This is a genomic window from Paraburkholderia sp. BGA-UO-ETr-F21, from assembly GCF_059567925.1.
Genome location: NZ_JCAQOY010000039.1, coordinates 437,396 through 457,750 on the forward strand (window position 1 = coordinate 437,396; position 20,355 = coordinate 457,750).

16 protein-coding genes are annotated in these 20,355 nt (G+C 62.6%); 9 read left to right on the forward strand and 7 right to left on the reverse strand.

Translation table 11 applies throughout. The features are described 5' to 3' along the window. Positions 1-19: 19 nt before the first annotated feature. Positions 20-931 carry a LysR family transcriptional regulator gene (locus AC57B1_RS31440; protein ID WP_496419657.1) on the reverse strand — a complete coding sequence of 304 codons (912 nt, stop codon included), beginning with the start codon at positions 929-931 and terminating at the stop codon, positions 20-22. 92 nt (positions 932-1,023) lie between these two features. On the opposite strand from AC57B1_RS31440, the gene AC57B1_RS31445 reads away from it, so the two are divergent. Next, positions 1,024-1,977, forward strand: coding sequence for a nitrilase-related carbon-nitrogen hydrolase (locus AC57B1_RS31445; protein WP_496419658.1), 954 nt, complete (start codon positions 1,024-1,026; stop codon positions 1,975-1,977). Positions 1,978-1,993: 16 nt separating this feature from the next. On the opposite strand, the gene AC57B1_RS31450 is transcribed toward AC57B1_RS31445, so the two are convergent. After that, the gene (locus AC57B1_RS31450) at positions 1,994-2,866 is read right to left on the reverse strand and encodes a LysR family transcriptional regulator (RefSeq protein WP_408184403.1); all 873 of its coding nucleotides are present in this window, start codon (positions 2,864-2,866) and stop codon (positions 1,994-1,996) included. Positions 2,867-3,060: 194 nt separating this feature from the next. Between AC57B1_RS31450 and AC57B1_RS31455 the strand changes: the two genes are divergently transcribed. The 6 genes from AC57B1_RS31455 (at position 3,061) to AC57B1_RS31480 (ending at position 9,292) form a co-directional block, all read left to right on the forward strand. Continuing rightward, positions 3,061-4,026, forward strand: coding sequence for a sugar ABC transporter substrate-binding protein (locus AC57B1_RS31455; protein WP_408184404.1), 966 nt, complete (start codon positions 3,061-3,063; stop codon positions 4,024-4,026). Between the two features lie 72 nt (positions 4,027-4,098). Continuing rightward, positions 4,099-5,712, forward strand: a complete 1,614-nt coding sequence (locus AC57B1_RS31460) for a sugar ABC transporter ATP-binding protein (protein WP_496419659.1) — start codon at positions 4,099-4,101, stop codon at positions 5,710-5,712. Positions 5,713-5,714: 2 nt separating this feature from the next. Next, complete coding sequence (locus AC57B1_RS31465) at positions 5,715-6,716, forward strand: ABC transporter permease (RefSeq protein ID WP_408294015.1); 1,002 nt, start codon at positions 5,715-5,717, stop codon at positions 6,714-6,716. 60 nt (positions 6,717-6,776) lie between these two features. After that, positions 6,777-7,709, forward strand: a complete 933-nt coding sequence (gene rbsK / locus AC57B1_RS31470; protein WP_496419660.1) for a ribokinase — start codon at positions 6,777-6,779, stop codon at positions 7,707-7,709. 122 nt (positions 7,710-7,831) lie between these two features. After that, positions 7,832-8,935 (forward strand): nucleoside hydrolase, encoded by a 1,104-nt coding sequence (locus AC57B1_RS31475; RefSeq protein WP_496419661.1) that lies wholly within the window; start codon positions 7,832-7,834, stop codon positions 8,933-8,935. A gap of 96 nt (positions 8,936-9,031) precedes the next feature. Continuing rightward, a complete protein-coding gene (locus AC57B1_RS31480; RefSeq protein ID WP_408342051.1) occupies positions 9,032-9,292 on the forward strand; it encodes a hypothetical protein in 261 nt (86 codons plus the stop codon). Positions 9,293-9,693: 401 nt separating this feature from the next. On the opposite strand, the gene AC57B1_RS31485 is transcribed toward AC57B1_RS31480, so the two are convergent. Together AC57B1_RS31485 and AC57B1_RS31490 are read right to left on the reverse strand one after the other, a co-directional pair. Next, positions 9,694-10,260 carry an isochorismatase family protein gene (locus AC57B1_RS31485; protein ID WP_496419662.1) on the reverse strand — a complete coding sequence of 189 codons (567 nt, stop codon included), beginning with the start codon at positions 10,258-10,260 and terminating at the stop codon, positions 9,694-9,696. A 116-nt stretch (positions 10,261-10,376) separates the two neighbouring features. Next, complete coding sequence (locus tag AC57B1_RS31490; protein WP_496419663.1) at positions 10,377-11,732, reverse strand: epoxide hydrolase family protein; 1,356 nt, start codon at positions 11,730-11,732, stop codon at positions 10,377-10,379. A 670-nt stretch (positions 11,733-12,402) separates the two neighbouring features. Between AC57B1_RS31490 and acnB the strand changes: the two genes are divergently transcribed. Next, complete coding sequence (gene acnB / locus AC57B1_RS31495; protein WP_408342057.1) at positions 12,403-14,988, forward strand: bifunctional aconitate hydratase 2/2-methylisocitrate dehydratase; 2,586 nt, start codon at positions 12,403-12,405, stop codon at positions 14,986-14,988. A gap of 120 nt (positions 14,989-15,108) precedes the next feature. Here the strand turns inward: acnB and AC57B1_RS31500 are convergent, their stop codons facing one another. The 3 genes from AC57B1_RS31500 to AC57B1_RS31510 all read right to left on the reverse strand — a co-directional run bounded on the left by AC57B1_RS31500 (position 15,109) and on the right by AC57B1_RS31510 (position 18,923). After that, the gene (locus AC57B1_RS31500) at positions 15,109-16,503 is read right to left on the reverse strand and encodes an MFS transporter (protein ID WP_496419664.1); all 1,395 of its coding nucleotides are present in this window, start codon (positions 16,501-16,503) and stop codon (positions 15,109-15,111) included. 68 nt (positions 16,504-16,571) lie between these two features. Next, positions 16,572-17,564: a PDR/VanB family oxidoreductase gene (locus tag AC57B1_RS31505; protein ID WP_408342061.1), complete on the reverse strand. Its 993-nt coding sequence runs from the start codon at positions 17,562-17,564 to the stop codon at positions 16,572-16,574. A gap of 36 nt (positions 17,565-17,600) precedes the next feature. Then, entirely contained in the window at positions 17,601-18,923 is a 1,323-nt protein-coding gene (locus AC57B1_RS31510; RefSeq protein ID WP_091806544.1) for an aromatic ring-hydroxylating oxygenase subunit alpha, read from the reverse strand. Positions 18,924-19,206: 283 nt separating this feature from the next. On the opposite strand from AC57B1_RS31510, the gene AC57B1_RS31515 reads away from it, so the two are divergent. Continuing rightward, a complete protein-coding gene (locus AC57B1_RS31515) occupies positions 19,207-20,349 on the forward strand; it encodes an FAD-dependent monooxygenase (protein WP_496419665.1) in 1,143 nt (380 codons plus the stop codon). The last annotated feature ends 6 nt before the right edge of the window (positions 20,350-20,355 follow it).

Here is a 20,355-nt window from a genome sequence, read left to right on the forward strand (position 1 = left end):
GTCCAATGCGCGTGCAGGTCTATGCGCCGGCATCGGACGGGTTGCTGGAATCGGCGCGCAGGGACTTCTTTGCCGCGCGCACGAACGCCAGGAAATTTGCCACCACGGGATCGTCGCGACTGGCATGCCACGCCAGTCCGACTCGCCAGCGGCCGGCGGCGTCACGCAATGGCAGCACCCTTGCGTCGCGCAACAGGTATTGCGCCCGCGAGGGCAGGAACGCCGCGCCGACGCCCGCCGCCACCCCGGCGAGCACCGACTGGATGTCGTCGGCTTGCTGGATCACCTTGGGCACGAAGCCATGTTCGCCGCACCAGTGGTCGATTTGCGCTGCCAGCCCGGGACCGCGCCCGCGCGACAGCGCAATGAAGCCGGGCTCGTTCAACTCCTTCAGATTCGACGGAACGCGTTTCCAGCGCGCGTGCTGCGGTATCGCCAATGCCAGTGCCTCGTCGAGTATCGGCAACGTGGACAGGCCGGCGTCAGCCGGCAAGCGCAGGAAACCGACGTCGAGCTTGCCGGTGAGAATTCGCCGGGTTTGTTCCGCGGAAGAAAGATCGTTGAGTGTGACGCTGACGTTCGGATGGCGCTTGCGGAATTGGGCAATCAGTTGCGGCGCCTCGGTGAGGGTGGAAAGTCCAAGACCGACGCGCAGATAACCGCGCGTTCCGCTGCTCGCCTCGCGGGCGCGCGCGAGAACATTGTCCGCGTCACGGACCAGCGCTTCGGCGTCGGCGAGAAATGCTTCGCCGAAGATCGTCAGTTCCGCGCCGTGCCGGCCGCGCTCGAACAGCCGTGCGCCAAGGCTCATCTCCAATGCCACGATCTGCTTGCTCAAGGCGGGCTGGCTGACGCAAAGCGTGTGCGCGGCGTGGCCAAAGTGCCTGAGTTCAACCACGGTCAGAAAGGCGCGCAGTAATTTGAGTTCCATTCCGTGAAGTGATCGAATGTATTGAATTTTTCATTTCACTTATCGAAGCCTGGGCGGTCCAATGGGATCGTTGTGTCCATCGGGTCGTGAAGATGTCTTACTCCGCTGTTTCATCGCTGCGCGTTGCCGCCGTCCCGCTCGTTTCTCGTCCCGGCGACGCGCCGCATAACGTCGCGCGTATTGCGGCCTGTCTGGCACTTGCCGCCCGGGAAGATATCGTCCTCGCGGTATTTCCCGAGAGCTGTATCGTTGGCTATGGAAGCCTCGCGAAGCTTCATCGCGCCGAGCTCGACGCGCTTGCCGAACCGCTCGACGGACCGTCGATCAGTGCGATTGCCGACGCAGTCGAACGTTCTGGCGTCGCGGCCGGCGTCGGTTTTCTCGAGCGCGCAGCCGACGGGCGGCTGTTCAACAGTTACGCCGTTTGCCTGCCCGGCGGGGCGCGGCATTGTCACCGTAAGCTGCACGCGTTCGAGCATCGGCGGATCAGCAGCGGCGATCGGTTCACTGTCTTCGATGCGGCGTGGGGCGTTCGCATCGGCATTCTGATTGGCGGCGACAATTATCTGGTCGAGAACACGCGTATGACGGCGCTCATGGGCGCGACGCTGCTGCTCGCGCCGCATCGCCACGATGGCGTGAAGCGCGCCGCGGATCATCGGACACAGCCTGTTTCGATGGAGCAATCGCTACGATGCTGGCTGCCGGCGCGAGCTAACGACAACGGCATGTTCGTTGTCGTCAGCGAGGGAGCGGAAGACGACAGCCGTGAACAGTCGCGTGGGGCAGGCATGATCGTCGATCCATGCGGCTGCGTGCTTGCCGAGAGCAGTGCGCAAGACGCCCTCATTGCCCCCGATCTGCAGATGGACCTGATCGGCCGAAGCGCGGGGCAGCAATGGCTGACGGCCCGTCGCCCGGAACTCTATGGCTTGCTGGGCCGCTTCGGTCATCAAGCGACGGATTTCGAGCCACGCAGCGCTTCCTCCCGAGGCGGGATCGCGATCAGTTTTGCGCAGGTCGGGCGCGATCGCCTCATACGCTAGCGTTTCTCAAGCACCGCTAGCGGAAGATCTCGGCAATCAGGTTAGCCACGGTCCGGATCCGCTCGCTGTCGCGCAATGCCGGATGCAGCACCATCCACACGTCCTGATCGAGCGACTTGATATGCTTCTCCACGCAGACGAGGTCGCTTGTCGTGTCACCAGCCAGTTGGGCAAGGACGCCGAGCCCTGAGCCGCCCAGAACGCCGTCGAATACGCCCATGCCGTAGCTGCTGCGCAGCGACGGCGCCGGGGCGCCCGGCAGCGTTTTCAGCCATTGCGTGGCCGGATGGTCGGGCTGCCGGTCGTCGTAGCCGACGAACGACAGCTTGTCCCACTCCTTCTTCACGATCGCCGCGCGGTGGCGAAGGTAGTAGTCGCGCGAGCCGTAGAGCCCGAAGCGGATCCGCCCGATCCGCCGAACATACAGGTCACCTTCTTCCGGGCACTCGGACCACAGGGCAATGTCCGCCTCGCGCCGTGCAAGGCTATAGGGGCGGCGCGAAGTGAGCACTTCGATCGCGAGCCCGGGCAGCCTGTCCTGAAACGAGCCGAGCAGCTTCAGCAGGATGTACGACGGCCACTCGACGGCGTTGATCCGCACCGTGCCGTGCGCAGCCGCGCCGCCATTCACGTCCGCGGCGCGTTCGATCTGGTGAGCCAGGTCCTCCATCTGCTCCGCCCAGGCCAGCACCCGGGCGCCGAACGCGGTCATGGTACAGCCGGACGGCACCCGGTCGATGAGCGGTTCGCCCAGCCGCCTTTCCAGCTCGGTGAGGCGGCGCGACAAGGTTGGCGCGCTCAGGTCGCACGCCGCCGCGGCGGATCGCATCGTTCCCTCGCGGGCGATTGCGACCAGAATTCGAAGGTCGTCCCAATCGACGTGTTCCATTTTTGAAACGATAGGTTTTGAAATTTGGCATAGCATAACGCAGTTTGCGAGGATAGGATTGGAGCTGGCCATACTTGCCCGGCATCACACGACGAGACCTGCAAGGTCCGGCACGGCGTGGCAAGTGAGGCGTTCCTGCCCATCACACGACTCATCGGCTCTCAGTAGACCGAACGAGCGATACGGAGACATCAATGATTCGCCATTTTCTACCGGCGCGGCGTCGCGCCATCGCAGCCGGCGCGGCCTTCCTCGCCGTGTCGATTTTGCCGATGCCGGCGGCATTCGCCCAGGCCGCGCATAAGCCGAAAGTCGCGCTTGTCATGAAGTCGCTGGCGAACGAATTTTTCCTGACCATGGAAACGGGCGCCAAGGATTATCAGAAGCAGAATCCGGCGAAATTCGACCTGGTCACCAACGGCATCAAGGACGAGACGGACACCGCGAACCAGATCCGCATCGTCGAGCAGATGATCGTCTCGAAGGTCGACGCGCTGGTGATTGCACCGGCCGACTCGAAGGCGCTCGTGCCGGTCCTGAAGAAAGCGGTCGACGCCGGCATCATCGTGGTCAATATCGACAACAAGCTGGACGGCGACGTCCTCAAATCGAAAGACCTGAATATCCCGTTCGTCGGGCCGGATAACGCGAAGGGCGCACAGAAGGTCGGCGACTACCTGGCCAAGCACCTGAAGTCGGGTGACAACGTCGGCATTATCGAAGGCGTCTCGACCACGACCAATGCGCAGCAACGCACTGCCGGCTTCAAGCAGGCCATGGCGTCGGGCGGCATGAAGGTCGTCTCGTTGCAATCGGGCGAGTGGGAAATCGACAAGGGCAACGCCGTGGCGAGCCAGATCCTCAACGCGAATCCGGACGTCAAGGCCTTGCTGTGCGGCAACGACAACATGGCGATCGGCGCCGTATCGGCCGTGCGCGCGGCCGGCAAGGCCGGCAAGGTGCAGGTGGTCGGCTACGACGACATCAATGCGATCAAGCCCATGCTCGCCGACGGCCGCGTTCTCGCCACCGCCAATCAGTACGCCGCGAAGCAGGCTGTGTTCGGTATCGACACGGCTTTGAAAGCACTCTCCGCACACAAGAAACAGTCTGAATTGTCCGGCGTCGTCGAAACGCCTGTCGATCTGGTCACCAAGTAAGCGTGATGCAACGCGTGGCCCGCTGCGTCAAGGGGCCACGCTGACTGATTTCTGTCCAGCTCGATCTATCCGATGTCCATTCCCATTCCCTCCCTTGCCGATGCCCCGCCCGTGCTGCGTGTTCAGGGCATCGGCAAGACCTATGCCGAACCCGTGCTCGCCGACGTATCGCTGGAACTGCGCGCGGGCGAAGTGCTCGCGCTGACCGGCGAGAACGGCGCGGGCAAGAGCACCTTGTCCAAAATCATAGGCGGCCTCGTCACGCCGACTACCGGCTCGATGACTCTCGGCGGCGCGGCGTACGCGCCGGCCAGCCGCAAGGACGCCGAGGCGCTCGGCGTGCGCATGGTCATGCAGGAGTTGAACCTGCTGCCGACGCTCACGGTGGCGGAGAATCTGTTTCTGAACCGCTTGCCGCGGCGCGGCATGTTCGGCTGGATCGACCGCGCCAAACTGCGCGAGGACGCGCGGCACGCCATGGCGCAAGTCGGGCTCGACGCGATCGATCCCGACACGTTGGTTGGCACGCTCGGTATCGGGCATCAGCAGATGGTCGAGATCGCGCGCAATCTGATCGGCGACTGCCGCGTGTTGATTCTCGACGAACCGACCGCGATGTTGACCGCCCGCGAAGTCGATCTGCTGTTCGAGCAGGTCGAGCGGCTCAAGGCGCGCGGCGTGGCGTTGGTGTATATCTCGCACCGGCTCGAAGAATTGAAGCGAATCGCGCGGCACGCTGCCGTGTTGCGCGACGGCCGCCTCGTGCATGTCGACGAGATGGCCAACCTCACGACAGACCGTCTCGTGACGCTGATGGTGGGCCGCGATATCGGCGACAGGATCGATCTCGGCGAGCGGCGCATCGGCGAGGTGGCGTTCAAGGTCAGCGGCATGACGCGCGAGCCGGTGGTGCGCGACGTGTCCTTCGAGGTCAAGGCCGGCGAGATTTTCGGCATCAGCGGCCTGATTGGCGCAGGCCGCACGGAGCTGATGCGGCTCATTTATGGCGCGGACCGCGCGGACGCCGGCAGTGTCTCGATCCGACGTGAAGGCGGGTCACCCGTACCCGTGGCGATCGCCTCGCCCGCGGACGCCGTGAAGCACGGCATCGCACTGATCACCGAAGATCGCAAAGGCGAGGGGCTTCTGCTGACCCAGCCGATCGCCGCCAACATCTCGCTGGGCCACCTGCGCGCCGTGTCGAGCAAGGGTGTGGTGGACGGCCGTCGCGAGGCGGCCTTGGCGCACCAGCAGATCGACGCCATGCGCATTCGCAGCGCCGGGCCGTCGCAGCCGGTGTCGGAGCTGTCCGGCGGCAACCAGCAGAAGGTGGTGATCGGCCGGTGGCTTGCGCGCGATTGCACGGTGCTGCTATTTGACGAACCCACGCGCGGCATCGACGTCGGCGCGAAGTTCGATATTTATGCATTGATGGGCGCGCTGGCCCGCGAAGGCCGTGCCCTCGTGGTCGTATCGAGCGATCTGCGCGAATTGATGGCGATTTGCGACCGGATTGGCGTGATGTCGGCGGGACGGATGACGGGCCTGTTCGAACGCGGCAACTGGACCCAGGACGCGCTGCTGGCCGCGGCATTCGCAGGCTACGCGAAGCGCGAGGACCTGCTGCACGAGCCGATCGAACCCGACGCCAAAGCGCCCGACGAAAGCAAATTTGTGGAGTATTGAGTATGACCGTAGAAACCAGCCTGCCTACGTTGCAGAACGAACCACCCAAGCATGCAAAGCCGCTCGGCGCACGCCTCGGCTTTTCGAACTACATCGGACTGCTCGGCGCGCTCCTCGGGATGATCGTACTGTTCTCGCTGCTGAGTTCGCACTTCCTGACCTACGACACATTCAGCACGATCGCGAACCAGATTCCCGATCTCGTTGTGATGTCGATCGGCATGACCTTCGTGCTGATCATTGCCGGCATCGATCTGTCGGTCGGCTCGGTGCTGGCGCTCGGCGCGGCGCTCACGAGCGTCGCGGCCTTGCAGTGGCATTGGGCGGCGTTGCCCGCGGCCTTGCTCGGCATGGCTGGCGCGACCCTGACGGGCTGCGTGACCGGCGCGATCACGGTGGCCTGGCGGATTCCGTCGTTCATCGTGTCGCTCGGCGTGCTGGAAGCGGCGCGGGGTCTCGCGTATCAGTTGACCAACTCGCGCACGGCCTATATCGGCGACGCGTTCGATTTTCTCTCCAACCCCATCGCGTTCGGCATTTCGCCGGCGTTCATCATTGCCATTGTGGTGATGGTCGCCGCGCAGTTCGTGCTGACGCGCACGGTGTTCGGCCGCTATCTGGTCGGCATCGGCACGAATGAGGAGGCGGTGCGCCTTGCGGGCGTCAATCCGAGGCCCTACAAGATTGCGGTATTCGCGATGATGGGTCTGCTGGCCGGCCTTGCTTCACTGTTCCAGATTTCGCGGCTCGAGGCCGCCGACCCGAATGCCGGGCAGGGTATCGAATTGCAGGTGATCGCGGCGGTGGTTATCGGCGGAACGAGTTTGATGGGCGGGCGCGGTTCGGTGACGAGCACCTTCTTTGGCGTGTTGATCATCTCGGTGCTTGCCGCGGGGCTCGCGCAGATCGGCGCGACTGAGCCGACCAAGCGCATTATTACGGGAGCCGTCATTGTCGTCGCCGTCGTGCTGGATACTTATCGAAGCCGGCGTCGCGCCGCATAATCGGATCATTCGGTGAATGGTGGGCCGCAATCGTGTTGCGTGGGATGGGAGTCATTAAAAGTGTCAAAAGAAACTAAGCAGGGTCGCGTTCTGGTGGTAGGCAGCATCAATACGGATCTGGTCGCCCGTGCGCCACATTTGCCGCGCCCAGGCGAGACGATCGGCGGGCACGAGTTCTCGCAGGTTGCCGGCGGCAAGGGCGGGAACCAGGCTGTCGCGGCCGCGCGCATCGGCGCGCAGGTGGCCATGGTCGGATGTGTCGGGAAAGACGCGAACGGCGCGCAGCGGGTCAAGGATCTGGAAGCGGAAGGTATCGACTGCAGCGGCGTCGAGGTTCATCCGACCCGGCCCACCGGCGTTGCCATGGTAACGGTGTCGGACGACGGACAGAATACGATCGTCGTGGTCGCAGGTAGCAACGGCGAACTCACGCCACAGAGCGTGGCTCGCCATGAGGCGGCCATCAAGGCGTGCGATGTCGTGGTCTGCCAGCTCGAAACGCCGTGGGATTCCGTTCACGCGACGCTCGCACTGGCTCGGCGGCTCGGCAAGATCACCGTGTTGAACCCGGCGCCGGCAACGGGGCCCTTGCCGGCGGAATGGCTGCCGCTCGTCGATTACCTCGTGCCGAACGAGGTCGAGGCCGCGATCCTGGCCGGCCTGCCGGTCGAATCGCAAAGCGGCGCCCGCCGCGCGGCGACGGAGCTGCAAAGAGGCGGCGCGCGCAATGTGATCGTCACGCTCGGCGCGCAGGGGGCTTACCTCCTCGTGGAAGGCGGCGAGGGCATGCATTTTCCCGCGCCGCAAGTGCAAGCAGTCGACACCACGGCGGCCGGCGACACGTTTATCGGCGTCTTTGCCGCTCAACTCGCCTCACGGCAGCCGCTGGAAGGCGCGATCAACCTCGCGCAACGCGCGGCGGCGATTTCCGTGACGCGTGCCGGCGCGCAGCCTTCAATACCCACTCGCGCGGAAGTGGATAGCGCCGCCTGACACGGATGCCGGTTGTGACATGAGGCGGTCCGTACTGCCACGTTCGGTGGCTCGACGTTGATTTATCGGCACCATCTCGCGATGGTGTTCCCTTATCAATCAGGCTCTCGAATGGACGAAACATGAGATCACAATGCATAGGCATACTGATGATGTCGTTGGGTCTCGCTGCGTGCGGAGGAAGTATATCGACCACGGATCCTCTCGCTAACGCGCCGAAGATCATCATCGATTCAGACTTCAATACGATGGGGGACGACGGCCAGTTGTTCGCCATGACCACGCAGTTGATGGGACAGGGCAAGGTCAATCTGCTCGGGCTCACTGTCGTTACCGGCAACGACTGGCTGCTTCAGGAAGAATCGGATGCGCTCAAGGCAGTGGAGCGCATGGGCGTGCAGAACGTGGTGGGTGTCTACGGCGGCGCGGATTATCCGTTGCACTACGATGTGGCCAGTATTCGCGCCCAGCAGGCGGCTAACCCGCAAGGCTATTTTGGGGCATGGAGCCGCCCAGAGCCGACCCAGCAGTCGCAGCTAGTGGCTCCGCCGGATGGCTTCGCGGTGTCGACGAAACTGCAGACGCAGAGCGCTGCGGATTTCATGATTCAGACCATCAAGCGCTATCCGAACCAGGTCACCATTCTCGAAGTGGGACCCCCTACCAACCTAGCCACAGCGATCATGAAAGCGCCGGAGATCGTGCCGCTGATCAAGCGGATCGTCTATATGGGCGGCGCGATGGGCGTGCCGGGCAATGCTAACGCCGTCGGGGAGTTGAACTGGTGGTTCGATCCGCTCGCGGTACGCACGGTGTTGCAAACGCCGATTCCCCAAGCCGTGATTCCCCTCGACGTGACGAATACGGTGCCGCTGACGCAAAGCGTGTATGACCAGATCGTCAATGACCCGAACAGGCAGACCGCGGTGACGAAGGCGTATGGGATTGCCAATGCGGGTGCATTCGCAAGTCATACCGATCTGTTCGATACGCTCACCATTGCGTACTTTCTCGATCCTGGTTACGCCACGCAAACCAAAAGCGCCTACCTCGATATCGACACGGCGAGCGGCGAAGATCAGGGGCATGTGATGGTGTATCCCGATCAGCCGGCAGCGGACGCTTCTCCGCAGAAAATCACCTATGTGACGCAGTTCGATAACAGCCGGTTTTTCAGCCTTTATGTTGATCTGCTGACGCGACCCGTGCCGATTACGTTGCCGTGATGTCGTGCCGGTTGCGGGCGGCAGTAGAGTAAGTTCTCGTCGTATGCCTGGACTCAGGGCCGTTGACCTGGCAAAATAGGGTGCCCGGATGCCGTCATGCGTCGCGAGTCTGCAAGCGGTTCGGATATCTCTACGAATAGTAATGGTGGTATGGAAACGAAACGATCGCGGGTTCGCCGTCAAATATTGTGTCCGCCGATCGGTGCGCTGCTGCGCTACCAGACACGCATCGTCCGCGTCGTTGCAGAAGCGCGCGGGCAGCGGGCAATGATCGAATCGCTCGACACCACGGGCAGGGCATTCGTCAGTACCGTGAAGTGGGCTAGCCTGTGTGAACTCGGCGCGCAGTTGTTCTGATCCGGTCGCCACAGCGGTGTGAGCAGAATCAGGGAGCGGTCTTATGCGGAAACGGAAGGTCGCGGTAAAGATGGGTGGCGCATCGAGTCTGCCGGAACTGCTGAGTCGGCTTGAACTGGCATTGGTGGGAATGCCCGATCGCAAATCGGTTTGCAAGGCACTGCTGGATCTGAACCGGGCGCTCGGCTCGGTCGGCGAGACAGCGCCGAGACGATCCAGTCGGTCTACGCATCCGCGGCGTCAGCGCCAGACGGCGGTCGAATCTTTGTCGCTGTTTTCTTGAGTCTGTTTGTCGGGAGCTGTGATCCGCTAGCTTTTATCGCTGGCGTTCAAATAGCGGCGTGAAATGCGGATTGGCTTTTCCGTCTCGGGTTTGGGCTCAGGCCACACACTATGTGGATTCAGGAGCCTGCCAGGAGCGCGAAATCCACGTCTTTGCTCTCGACCACGCCGCCCGTGCGGCCCGGCGCGCGTTGATTGCTCCAATAGAGATTCGTGTGTGCGATCACTCCGTCCGGTGGAGGCGCGCCCCATGGCGTCATGTCGACCGTCGTATGAGCGTCGCTGACCAGAATCGCGTCATAGCCACGCACGAGCGCGCCGTGCAGCGTCGAACGAATACACATGTCGGTTTGCGCGCCGGTCACGATGAGCTTACCGACAGCAAGCGTCGATAGCACATGCTCCAGGTCAGTGCCTTCGAACGCGTCGCGGTAGCTCTTTTCAATAATCGCCTCCGAGTGTCGTGGCGACAGCTCGTCGACGATCTGCCACGGGCCGCTGCCAGGTTCCAGCTCTTCGTCGCCGTGGCGGACCCAAACGAGCGGTACGTTCGCGCTGCGCGCTTTCTCGACGAGCATGTTGACTGCGCGCAGCACTTCCTGGCGGCGATAGGCATGAGCGACGACGCCGTTCTGAAGATCGATGACAATGAGGGCGGTATTCGGGCGATTGACGAGCGTAGTCATGGAGTCTCGAGTCGGTTCGGTTGAATCGCAAACACGGCGAGAGAAATTCTGCGGTTCAGGTCTCATGGAGAATAACTCAAGCGCGCGGCTATGGCCGCCCTTTGCTGACATCTCCGCTATTGCCGCAGCGGCCTCAACCCTGCGCGAACTTCCTCTGCGAACAACTGCGGCTGTTCCCAGGCCGCAAAGTGTCCGCCCTTGTCGAGCCGGTTGTAATAGACAAGGTTGTGATACGCACGCTCAGTCCAACTCCTCGGGGCCTGATAGTTCTCGCGGGGAAAAACGCTCACGGCAGCGGGGACCGATACATCGGCGCTGGCCAGAAAGTTGAAATGAGACTCCCAATAAAAGCGCGCGGCGGAAATGCCCGTGTTCGTCAACCAATAGAGCGTGATGTCGTCGAGGACATCGTTGCGGGTCAATTCGCCCGCGGACTCACCCTTGACGGGATGCCCAAACACGGCCGAGGTCAGCGCCGCCGCTGGCTGAACATAGCCGTCGCCGTGATCGAGAAGCCAGCTCGCCAGCGCCACGGGCGAGTCGGACAATCCGTATAGCGTTTGTGGACGCGTCCCCATCTCCAGCGCGTAGGCGCGTCTTTTCCTGGCCGCACTGGCCAGCTGCTCATAAGCGTGCCTTTCGTCATCCGGGAGGCCGGCGGGCGTCGGATCGCCGGCCTGAAGCACCTTTGCTATTTCAGCGGGAACGGTGGCGGGAAAGTTGACATGAATGCCCAACAATTCCGGTGGCGCCTGCTTACCCATTACGTTGCAGACAACGCCGCCCAGGTCGCCGCCTTGTGCGGCGAATTTCTCGTAACCAAGGCGTTTCATCAGCACGACCCAGGCGCGCGCTGTCTTCTCCGGCCCCCAACCGGTCGTGGCCGGTTTGCCTGAAAAACCGTAGCCGGGCAGCGACGGAATGACCAGATGGAACGCATCCGACGCACTCGCGCCATAGGCCGTTGGATTGGTCAACGGATCGATGATCTTGAACTGCTCGATGACCGACCCGGGCCACCCGTGCGTGACGATGAGCGGCATCGCATTCTCGTGCTTCGACCGAACGTGGATGAAATGAATGTCCAGCCCATCGATCTCGGTTACGAACTGCGGCAGGGAATTCAGCTTCGCTTCACATTTGCGCCAGTCGTAGTCCGTTGCCCAATGGCGCGCGAGTTCCTGCACCATCGCGAGCGGCACGCCTTGGGAGTCGTCGGTAACCGTCTCCCGTTCAGGCCACCGTGTTGCGTTGATGCGCCTTCGCAAATCGACAAGCTGCGATTCAGGCACGTGTACACGAAGTCGACGAATAGCTGTTTTGTCGCCGTCGGCCGCTTGAGCGACCTGAGCGATAGCCGGGTTCGTTTCTGCAACCGCGAACTGGCTCAATGAGCCGGCCGCGACGGTAGCCGCCACGACGCCAACGAAATGACGGCGAGACGGCGATTGGGGAGAGGTGTTGTCTGACATACGGCCTCTAAATCGTGACGAAGACGGGTTGCTGTTCAATGGCGACGTGGTTCCTGCGAGCCACTGCTGGCATGACTCGACGCACAGAGCGCTCGACACGGACGCGTCGGGATGCGCGGAGGTACTTCTCCGGCTTCCTGGAAGTCGGTCCAAAAGCATGCGTAGAGTCACGCTCAACCTGACGTGGTACACGCAGATGCATTGCCGCACGAGCCCAACGCCCGATGTCCGTATTCGAACGCACGGATATATCCCGCATGTGTCGGGAACGGTGCTTTTTGTGTACGGCTGTATCAACCTGTTCTAAAGATACATTGCAATACAAACGGTCATTGTGCTCGCGCGATTCCCGCCTGATGCGGAGCGGATTGAGGCGGTGCCGCAATTGGCGGAGCATCTTGAGCGCATTCATGATGCTGATTGTGTCTGTGTCCATGGATGGGCCGGAGTGGTTGCATGCTGCCGTCGCGCAACCGGCGTTTTGACAGTCCATTCGGCGGCTCCGCCGCCATCGTCTCCCTGCTGCCCGCGTTTTCAACTCTTATATAAGACATAAGACATTTGACCTTGCCGCCGGATCCTATTAAAATCGCGTTGAAAACAGTGCCCGGCACAGTCTCGGCGTGCCTTGCAAGCTATCCCCTGAAACGCAAATACCAGCAGGTTTCCCATGCTTGAAAACTATCGTGTTCACGCGGCCGCACGCGCCGCGCTCGGCATTCCTCCCCTGCCGCTGACGGCCCAGCAGACCGCCGAGTTGGTCGAGCTTCTGGCGAATCCGCCGGCCGGTGAAGAGCAGACCCTGCTCGACCTGCTCACCCACCGCGTGCCCGCCGGCGTGGACGAAGCGGCCCGCGTGAAGGCAGGTTTCCTCGCCGCCGTGGCCAAAGGCCAGACCGCCTGCGCACTGATTTCGCGCGCCCGCGCCACCGAACTGCTGGGCACGATGCTGGGCGGCTACAACATCCAGCCGCTGATCGAGCTGCTGTCCGACGCCGAAGTGGCAGCCGTAGCCGCCGACGCGCTGAAGAAAACCCTCCTGATGTTCGACCAGTTCCACGACGTCAAGGAACTGGCCGACAAGGGCAACGCGCACGCCCAAGCCGTGATGCAAAGCTGGGCCGAGGCCGAATGGTTCACCAGCCGTCCGGAAGTGCCGCAAAGCCTGACCATCACCGTCTTCAAGGTGACGGGCGAAACCAATACCGACGACCTGTCGCCGGCGCCGGATGCCACCACCCGCCCGGACATCCCGCTGCACGCGCTAGCCATGCTGAAGAACGCGCGTCCCGGTATCACGCCGGAAGAAGACGGCAAGCGTGGCCCGATCAAGTTCATCGAGTCGCTGAAGGAAAAGGGTCACCTGGTCGCGTACGTGGGCGACGTGGTCGGCACCGGCTCCTCGCGCAAGTCGGCCACCAACTCGGTGCTGTGGTTCACGGGCGAAGACATTCCCTTCATCCCGAACAAGCGTTTCGGCGGCGTGTGCCTGGGCGGCAAGATCGCCCCGATCTTCTACAACACCATGGAAGACGCCGGCGCTCTGCCGATCGAACTCGATGTGTCGAAGATGGAAATGGGCGACGTGGTCGAACTGCGCCCGTACGAAGGCAAAGCGCTGAAGAACGGCGAAGTGATCGCCGAGTTTCAGGTCAAGTCCGACGTGCTGTTCGATGAAGTGCGCGCCGGCGGCCGCATTCCGCTGATCATCGGCCGTGGATTGACCGGCAAGGCGCGTGAAGCGCTGGGCTTGCCCCCGTCAACCCTGTTCCGCCTGCCGCAGCAGCCGGTCAACAGCGGCAAGGGCTTCTCGCTGGCCCAGAAGATGGTCGGCCGCGCCTGCGGCCTGCCGGAAGGCCAGGGCGTCCGTCCGGGCGCGTACTGCGAACCGAAAATGACCTCGGTCGGCTCGCAGGACACCACGGGCCCCATGACCCGCGACGAACTCAAGGACCTGGCGTGCCTGGGCTTTTCTGCCGACCTCGTCATGCAGTCGTTCTGCCACACCGCGGCTTATCCGAAGCCGGTGGACGTCAAGACCCATCACACCCTGCCGAACTTCATCAGCACCCGTGGCGGCATCGCGCTGCGCCCGGGTGACGGCGTGATCCACTCGTGGCTGAACCGCATGCTGTTGCCCGACACCGTGGGCACCGGCGGCGACTCGCACACGCGCTTCCCGATCGGTATCAGCTTCCCGGCCGGTTCGGGTCTGGTCGCGTTTGCCGCCGCCACCGGCACGATGCCGCTGGACATGCCGGAATCGGTGCTGGTCCGCTTCAAGGGCAAAATGCAGCCGGGTGTGACCCTGCGCGATCTGGTCAACGCGATTCCGCTCTACGCCATCAAGCAAGGCATGCTGACGGTGGCCAAGCAAGGCAAGAAGAACATCTTCTCGGGCCGGATTCTCGAAATCGAAGGCCTGCCCGAACTGAAGGTCGAGCAAGCGTTCGAATTGTCGGATGCTTCCGCAGAGCGCTCGGCCGCCGGTTGCACGGTCCACCTGAACAAGGAACCGATCATCGAATACCTCAACAGCAACGTCACGCTGCTGAAGTGGATGATCGCCGAGGGCTACCAGGACCCGCGCAGCCTGCAGCGCCGTATCAAGGCAATGGAACAGTGGCTGGCTGACCCGCAACTGCTGTCGCCGGACGCCGACGCCGAGTACGCAGCCGTCATCGAGATCGATCTCGCCGACATCCACGAGCCGATCGTGGCCTGCCCGAATGATCCGGACGACGTGAAGACACTCTCGGACGTGGCCGGTGCCAAAATCGACGAAGTGTTCATCGGCTCGTGCATGACCAACATCGGTCACTTCCGTGCCGCGTCGAAGCTGCTTGAAGGTAAGCGCGACATCCCCGTCAAGCTGTGGGTGGCCCCGCCGACCAAGATGGACCAGAAGCAGTTGACCGAGGAAGGCCACTACGGCGTCTTCGGTACAGCCGGCGCCCGTACCGAAATGCCGGGCTGCTCGCTGTGCATGGGCAACCAGGCTCAGGTGCGCGAAGGTGCGACGGTCATGTCGACCTCGACCCGTAACTTCCCGAACCGTCTGGGCAAGAACACGAACGTGTATCTCGGCTCGGCGGAACTGGCGGCGATCTGCTCGCGTCTGGGCAAAATCCCGAGCAAGGAAGAGTACATGGCAGACATGGGCGTGCTCACCGCCAATGGCGACAAGATTTACCAATACATGAACTTCGACCAGATCGAAGACTTCAAGGAAGTGGCCGACACCGTGCAGATGTAAGCGTGCTGTCGGGCTACGACGTGTTGTTCTGGTCGTAGCCCTGCAGAGTGGCGCCGCAGGCTGAAAGGCCTGCGGCGCCATTTTTTTGCGGCGCCGGAGAGCGACCGAAACGGCCGACGCCTATTTTGAAATCTCGTCGAGCATGCGGCCGCCCGTTTCCATCGCGAAGGCGCCGACCACAATCGACCCGAGCACCGAGACGATGGCGAAATAGCCAAATACCGCTTCAACGCTCAGATACGTCAGCAGTCCGCCGATAATGACCGGACCGACCACCGACGAAAGCCTTGTGATGGCGGACGCAGCCCCGGCGCCGCTGGCGCGGCTTCGGGTCGGATACACTTCGGGCGCATAGACATAGACTCCGCACTGGACGATCGCAATCATGGCAACGCTGATCGACGCCAGGACCAATACCTGTTCGGCGGGTACGCGCGCACCGCTGAAGGCGAGATAGAGCATCGGGAGCGCCGCGCCGAGAAAGGCGATGGCGAAAGTCTTTCTGCGACCGAGATAGTCGATCACGAATACGCCGATCACCGTGCCGATGAACGTCGCGATCATGCTCACCATTCCATAGCGCAATGCGACATTGAGCGGCAAGTGATAAACCGTCCGGTACAGCGACGGCAGCCAGACCAGAATGCCGTACGTCGTCAGACTCGCGCAGCAGGCCATCACCCACACCACCAACGTGCGCGCCGCAAAACCAGCCTTGAATAAGGCGCGAAACGACTCCTTCTTTCCGTCGGGTTGGGTTTCGACAATTTGCAAAGCGGGCAGGCGCGCATAGTCGGAAGCGGGCATGGATTGTTCGATGCGTTCGACGATCTGATTTGCTTCGGCAGCGCGTCCGTTGATCGCAAGCCAGCGCGGCGATTCAGGCGCGGTGCGCGGCAGGATCGCCGCGAGCACGATAGGTAGCGCGCCGACCACGAACATCGCCTGCCATCCATAGGTGGGAATCAGCCACATCGCGGCAATCGCGGCAATCAGATTACCGACCGCAAACGTCGATTGAAGAATGAAGATCAACCGGCCGCGTGTTTTCGCGGGGCACAGTTCGTTCATGTAAGTGGCCGAGACGGGCGACTCGCCACCGAGCCCAATGCCCTGGAAGAACCGCAACGCGATAAATACCGCATAGCTGGGCGCATACGCCGATGCGAGACTGCCCAGCGCCAGAATCACGAGAATCCAGCGCAGCACGCGCAAGCGCCCAAAGCGTTCGGCGGCGGCGCTGAAAAACAGCGCGCCGATGGTCTGGCCGACATAGCCGCCCGAGACCAGCCAACCCGCGTCCGCGGGCGTCAAATGCCACAGGCCGATCAGCACCGGCATGACGAAAGCGATCGTCAACGCGTCGAACGCATCGGTCATGTGGACGAAGCCGATGACTCCCAGCACCCGTGTATGCCAGCGTGTGAGCGGCAAACGTTCGATTCTCGCCGAGATGGTCGCCGCGTCATGCAGACCGCTTGCGCGCGTGACGACGTCAGCGTCGTTCTGTTTCATTGTGCTTGAGATTTCCATCATGTCCTCGAAAGGGATACTGCGGGGAAGAACGCGGCTTTAGATGAAATTCAGGCCAGGTCGAGGGTCAGCGATTCACTCTTCGCGCGGGAGACGCAGATCATCATTACCTTGCCGGCGGCTCGCTCGGATTGCGTCAGTACGGAATCGTGGTGGTCCGGGCAACCACTCAGCACGCGGGTTTCGCATGCGCCGCACAGTCCTTCGCGGCAGCTGTATTCGACATCGACGCCGGCCTCTAGCAACACGTCCAGCAGCGCTTTGCCAGCCGGTACGACGAGCTCTCTGCCGCTGCGCGCGAGCGTCACCGTGTAGCCGGACTGCTGCGTATCGGCGGCAGGAAGGCTCGCGGCAAAGCGCTCGATATGCACGTTGCGAATGCCGGCAACGGCGCAGCCCGCTTCGAACGCGCTCAGCATCGCGCCCGGTCCGCAACAGTAGGCGTGAACGCCAGCCGGTTGTTGCGCGAGGAATGCGGCGAGATCGAATGGGCGTCCGTCGTGTTCGTCGTCGAAATGCAGAATCACGTCGCCGCGCAGCGCCGCCAGTTCGTCGAGAAACGCCGCTTGCGCACGAGTGCGCGCGCAATACACGAGACACGCGTTCTTGCGCGTCTGACGCAAACGGCGGTACATGCACAGCATCGGCGTGATGCCGATGCCGCCCGCAACCAGCACGGTCCCACTTGCCTGTTCATCGAGCGCGAAGTTGTTGCGCGGCTTGCCGATCTGGATCGTCGTGCCGCAACGCAATTGCTCATGCACGTAGCGCGAACCGCCGCGACTCTTTGCATCGTCCAGCACGCCGATTACATAGCGAGCGCTTTCGTCCGGCGAGTTGACGAGCGAATAGCTGCGCGTGATGCCGTTCGGCAAATGCAGATCGATATGCGCACCCGGTGTGAAAGGCGGAAACACGGTGCCTTCCACCGGTACGAATTCGATACTCAGAACCCGCGCGGCTTCATGGCGGATCGTGCGAACCCGTGCACTGAGGCTCGCGCCAGGGCGCGCCGCGCCGCCGGCAACTGATTGTTCGTCCATGTGTTCATACTCTCGATAGATGACTGCGCCGCGCAATCAGGACGTCTCGGTTTCGCGCTCGTCTTTCTGACGCGCACCGTGCACCGAGAAAAAGCGCGCGCGATTGACCTTCTGTCCGATCGCCGCCTCATACGCTTCCCGAACTTCTTCGGGTTGTCCGTACTGTCCGATGAAATCGCGCAGATAGGCGCCGAGCAGCGGATGCGCGGCGAGCGCTTCGCGCGTCATGCCGTTCAGCATTTCGTCGCGGCACGCCGACGGCAAATAGACGTTGTGATTCGCGGCGCTGTCGGTAATCAAACCCTTCGGCGTCTTGCCCTCGGCCACCGCTTCGAGTTCCTCGAAGAAGCGCCGGCGCAACATCACAATGCCGCGATCGCTCGCGCCCAGCGTCTCTTTGGTGCGGTCGGTGATCGCGCCCTGGCCGACCCATGCGGCGAAGTCCTGATTGGCCACGTGGCTCGTGATCCACTCGCCGTTTTCGTCGCGCACTGGCCCATACCACGAAGGAATGTGTTGCTGAACATAGGGCTCCTGTTCTTTCGGCACCTTGTTGAATACCCACAGCAGGCTCAACGTGTTTTCATCGTCGATAGGCACGCGCCATTCGAAATGGTGTCCAAGGTAAAAGCCGTTCGGCCACAGAGTCACGCGGCCCGTGGTCCACATCGGGTTCTCCTCGTTTTCGTGCGCGCGCAGACGTTTGTAGATGAAGCCGTAATCGAACTCCTCGTACAGCGTGCGCAAGTGCGTCGGCACGTGTTCGGACTGGCTGTCCTGTTGCCGCTCGGTCCAGTTGTTGTGCGTCCATTCGAAGTGGATCGGGTCGATCGAATTCTCCTGGCACTGAAACCAGTTGCACGGAACCTCCGCCATCACGACCTGCGCGAAGCCATTCGTGTAGTTGAACGGCTCCCAGTCCGGCAATTCCGGCGCGGGCGCGGGGCCCATGTAGGCCCAGATCATGCCGGCCTTCGCGCGCACTTCGTACGCGGTGATCTTTGTCTTCTGACGCAGCCGCGCGTCGACGTCCACGATCTCTTCATACGGCTGGTGCGTGCATTGGCCGCTCGCATCGAATTCCCAGCCGTGATACGCGCAGCGCAAGCCGCATTGCTCGACGAAACCGAACGCGAGATCGGCGTTGCGATGCGGGCAACGGCGCTGCACGAGGCCGAACGTGCCGCTCAGGTCCTTGAAGAGCACGAGGTCCTCGCCGAACAACCGGATCGGTCGCACCGATTTCTGATCGAACTCGCTGACGCCCGCGACCGGGTGCCAGTAGCGGCGCAAGTAGTCGCCCATCGGCGTGCCCGGACCCACCTGGGTGAGTAGATTGTTTTTTTCCTGACTCAACATGTCCTGTGTCCTCGAACGTTGGAAACGCGGCTTGGCGCATGAGCCATGCACTGCCGGCGATGTGTGAATTCTTCGCGACGGGCCCGGCGTTGCACAACCTCTCCAAAATCCAAAAAGGTTGCCGTTCGTCTCGCGCGGCTATCCGCTTGCCTGACGCCGAGGGGCGGGTTTTTCCTGGTCTTTCCCGCTTGCTGTCAAAAACAATCCGCCTCAGAATGTCTGTTCATTTACGTTCTATATGTTCAATATTGAACATATAGAACGTCATAACGTGAGGATGGACATGCTGAAGATCGGGATCATCGGTGGCGGAATTGGCGGGCTGGCCGCAGCAATCGCATTGCGCAAGGCGGGGCATCAGGTCACCGTGTTTGAACAGGCGGAGCGCTTCGGGCGCGTCGGCGCGGACATCAACCTGACGCCCAACGCGGTGCGCGCGCTCGACGGGCTCGGCGTCGGCGCGCAGTTGCGCGAGACGGCGGCGCGTCCGAGCGCGCGGATCAGCCGGATGTGGGACACCGGCGCGGAAACCTCGCGGCTGGCCATGTCGGACGAGGCAGAACGCAAATACGGCGCGCCGCAACTGACCATGCATCGCGCGGACGTGATGGCGGCGCTCGAACAGGCGCTATTGTCCGGCGAACTTCACCTCGGCAAGCGCACGGAGACGTTCGGCGAAACCGGGAACAGCGCGACGGTCACGCTCGCGGACGGCTCGACCCACGCATTCGACCTGCTGATCGGCGCGGACGGCATCCATTCGGGTGTGCGCAAGTTCCTGTTCGGCGACGAACGCCCGCAGTTCACCGGCATCGTGTCGTACCGCGCGGTCGTGCCGGCAGAGCGGCTCTCGGGTGGCGATCTTGGCGCGTTCGTCAAATGGTGGGGGCCGACCGACGATCTGCAGATCGTCACATTCCCGCTGAACCGTGGCCGCGACGTGTTCATCTTCGCGACCACGTCGCAGGCCGACTGGACTCACGAATCGTGGACCACGCCCGGCGACCCGGACGCGTTGCGCGAGGCGTATGCGGCCTTTCATCCGGAAGCCCGCGCGTTGCTCGCCGCGTGTGACACCGTGCTCGCGTCGGCGTTGTATATTCGCGATCCGCTGCCGAAGTGGACCGGTCAACGTATGGCGCTGCTCGGCGACGCCTGCCATCCGATGATGCCGTTCATGGCGCAAGGCGCAGGCATGGCTATCGAAGATGCCGTAGTGCTCTCGCGCGCACTGAAGGACATCGGCCCGGACGGCCTCGGCGCGGCGCTGGCGCGCTATGCCGAGGCGCGTCAGTCGCGCACGGCGCAAATCCAGATCGGGTCGCGCGGCAATAATTGGCTCAAGGCCGGCGGCAACGCCGACTGGGTGTACGGCTACGATGCGTGGACCGTACCGCTGCCGGAACAGGCTCGCGAACTGGCGTAGCCGCTC

Bases quoted from the DNA above. Each gene is read 5' to 3' on its own strand.
- AC57B1_RS31440 (WP_496419657.1), bottom strand. From the start codon at position 931: ATGGAACTCAAATTACTGCGCGCCTTTCTGACCGTGGTTGAACTCAGG.
- AC57B1_RS31445 (WP_496419658.1), top strand. From the start codon at position 1,024: ATGTCTTACTCCGCTGTTTCATCGCTGCGCGTTGCCGCCGTCCCGCTC.
- AC57B1_RS31450 (WP_408184403.1), bottom strand. From the start codon at position 2,866: ATGGAACACGTCGATTGGGACGACCTTCGAATTCTGGTCGCAATCGCC.
- AC57B1_RS31455 (WP_408184404.1), top strand. From the start codon at position 3,061: ATGATTCGCCATTTTCTACCGGCGCGGCGTCGCGCCATCGCAGCCGGC.
- AC57B1_RS31460 (WP_496419659.1), top strand. From the start codon at position 4,099: ATGTCCATTCCCATTCCCTCCCTTGCCGATGCCCCGCCCGTGCTGCGT.
- AC57B1_RS31465 (WP_408294015.1), top strand. From the start codon at position 5,715: ATGACCGTAGAAACCAGCCTGCCTACGTTGCAGAACGAACCACCCAAG.
- AC57B1_RS31475 (WP_496419661.1), top strand. From the start codon at position 7,832: ATGAGATCACAATGCATAGGCATACTGATGATGTCGTTGGGTCTCGCT.
- AC57B1_RS31480 (WP_408342051.1), top strand. From the start codon at position 9,032: ATGCGTCGCGAGTCTGCAAGCGGTTCGGATATCTCTACGAATAGTAAT.
- AC57B1_RS31485 (WP_496419662.1), bottom strand. From the start codon at position 10,260: ATGACTACGCTCGTCAATCGCCCGAATACCGCCCTCATTGTCATCGAT.
- AC57B1_RS31490 (WP_496419663.1), bottom strand. From the start codon at position 11,732: ATGTCAGACAACACCTCTCCCCAATCGCCGTCTCGCCGTCATTTCGTT.
- acnB (WP_408342057.1), top strand. From the start codon at position 12,403: ATGCTTGAAAACTATCGTGTTCACGCGGCCGCACGCGCCGCGCTCGGC.
- AC57B1_RS31500 (WP_496419664.1), bottom strand. From the start codon at position 16,503: ATGAAACAGAACGACGCTGACGTCGTCACGCGCGCAAGCGGTCTGCAT.
- AC57B1_RS31505 (WP_408342061.1), bottom strand. From the start codon at position 17,564: ATGGACGAACAATCAGTTGCCGGCGGCGCGGCGCGCCCTGGCGCGAGC.
- AC57B1_RS31510 (WP_091806544.1), bottom strand. From the start codon at position 18,923: ATGTTGAGTCAGGAAAAAAACAATCTACTCACCCAGGTGGGTCCGGGC.
- AC57B1_RS31515 (WP_496419665.1), top strand. From the start codon at position 19,207: ATGCTGAAGATCGGGATCATCGGTGGCGGAATTGGCGGGCTGGCCGCA.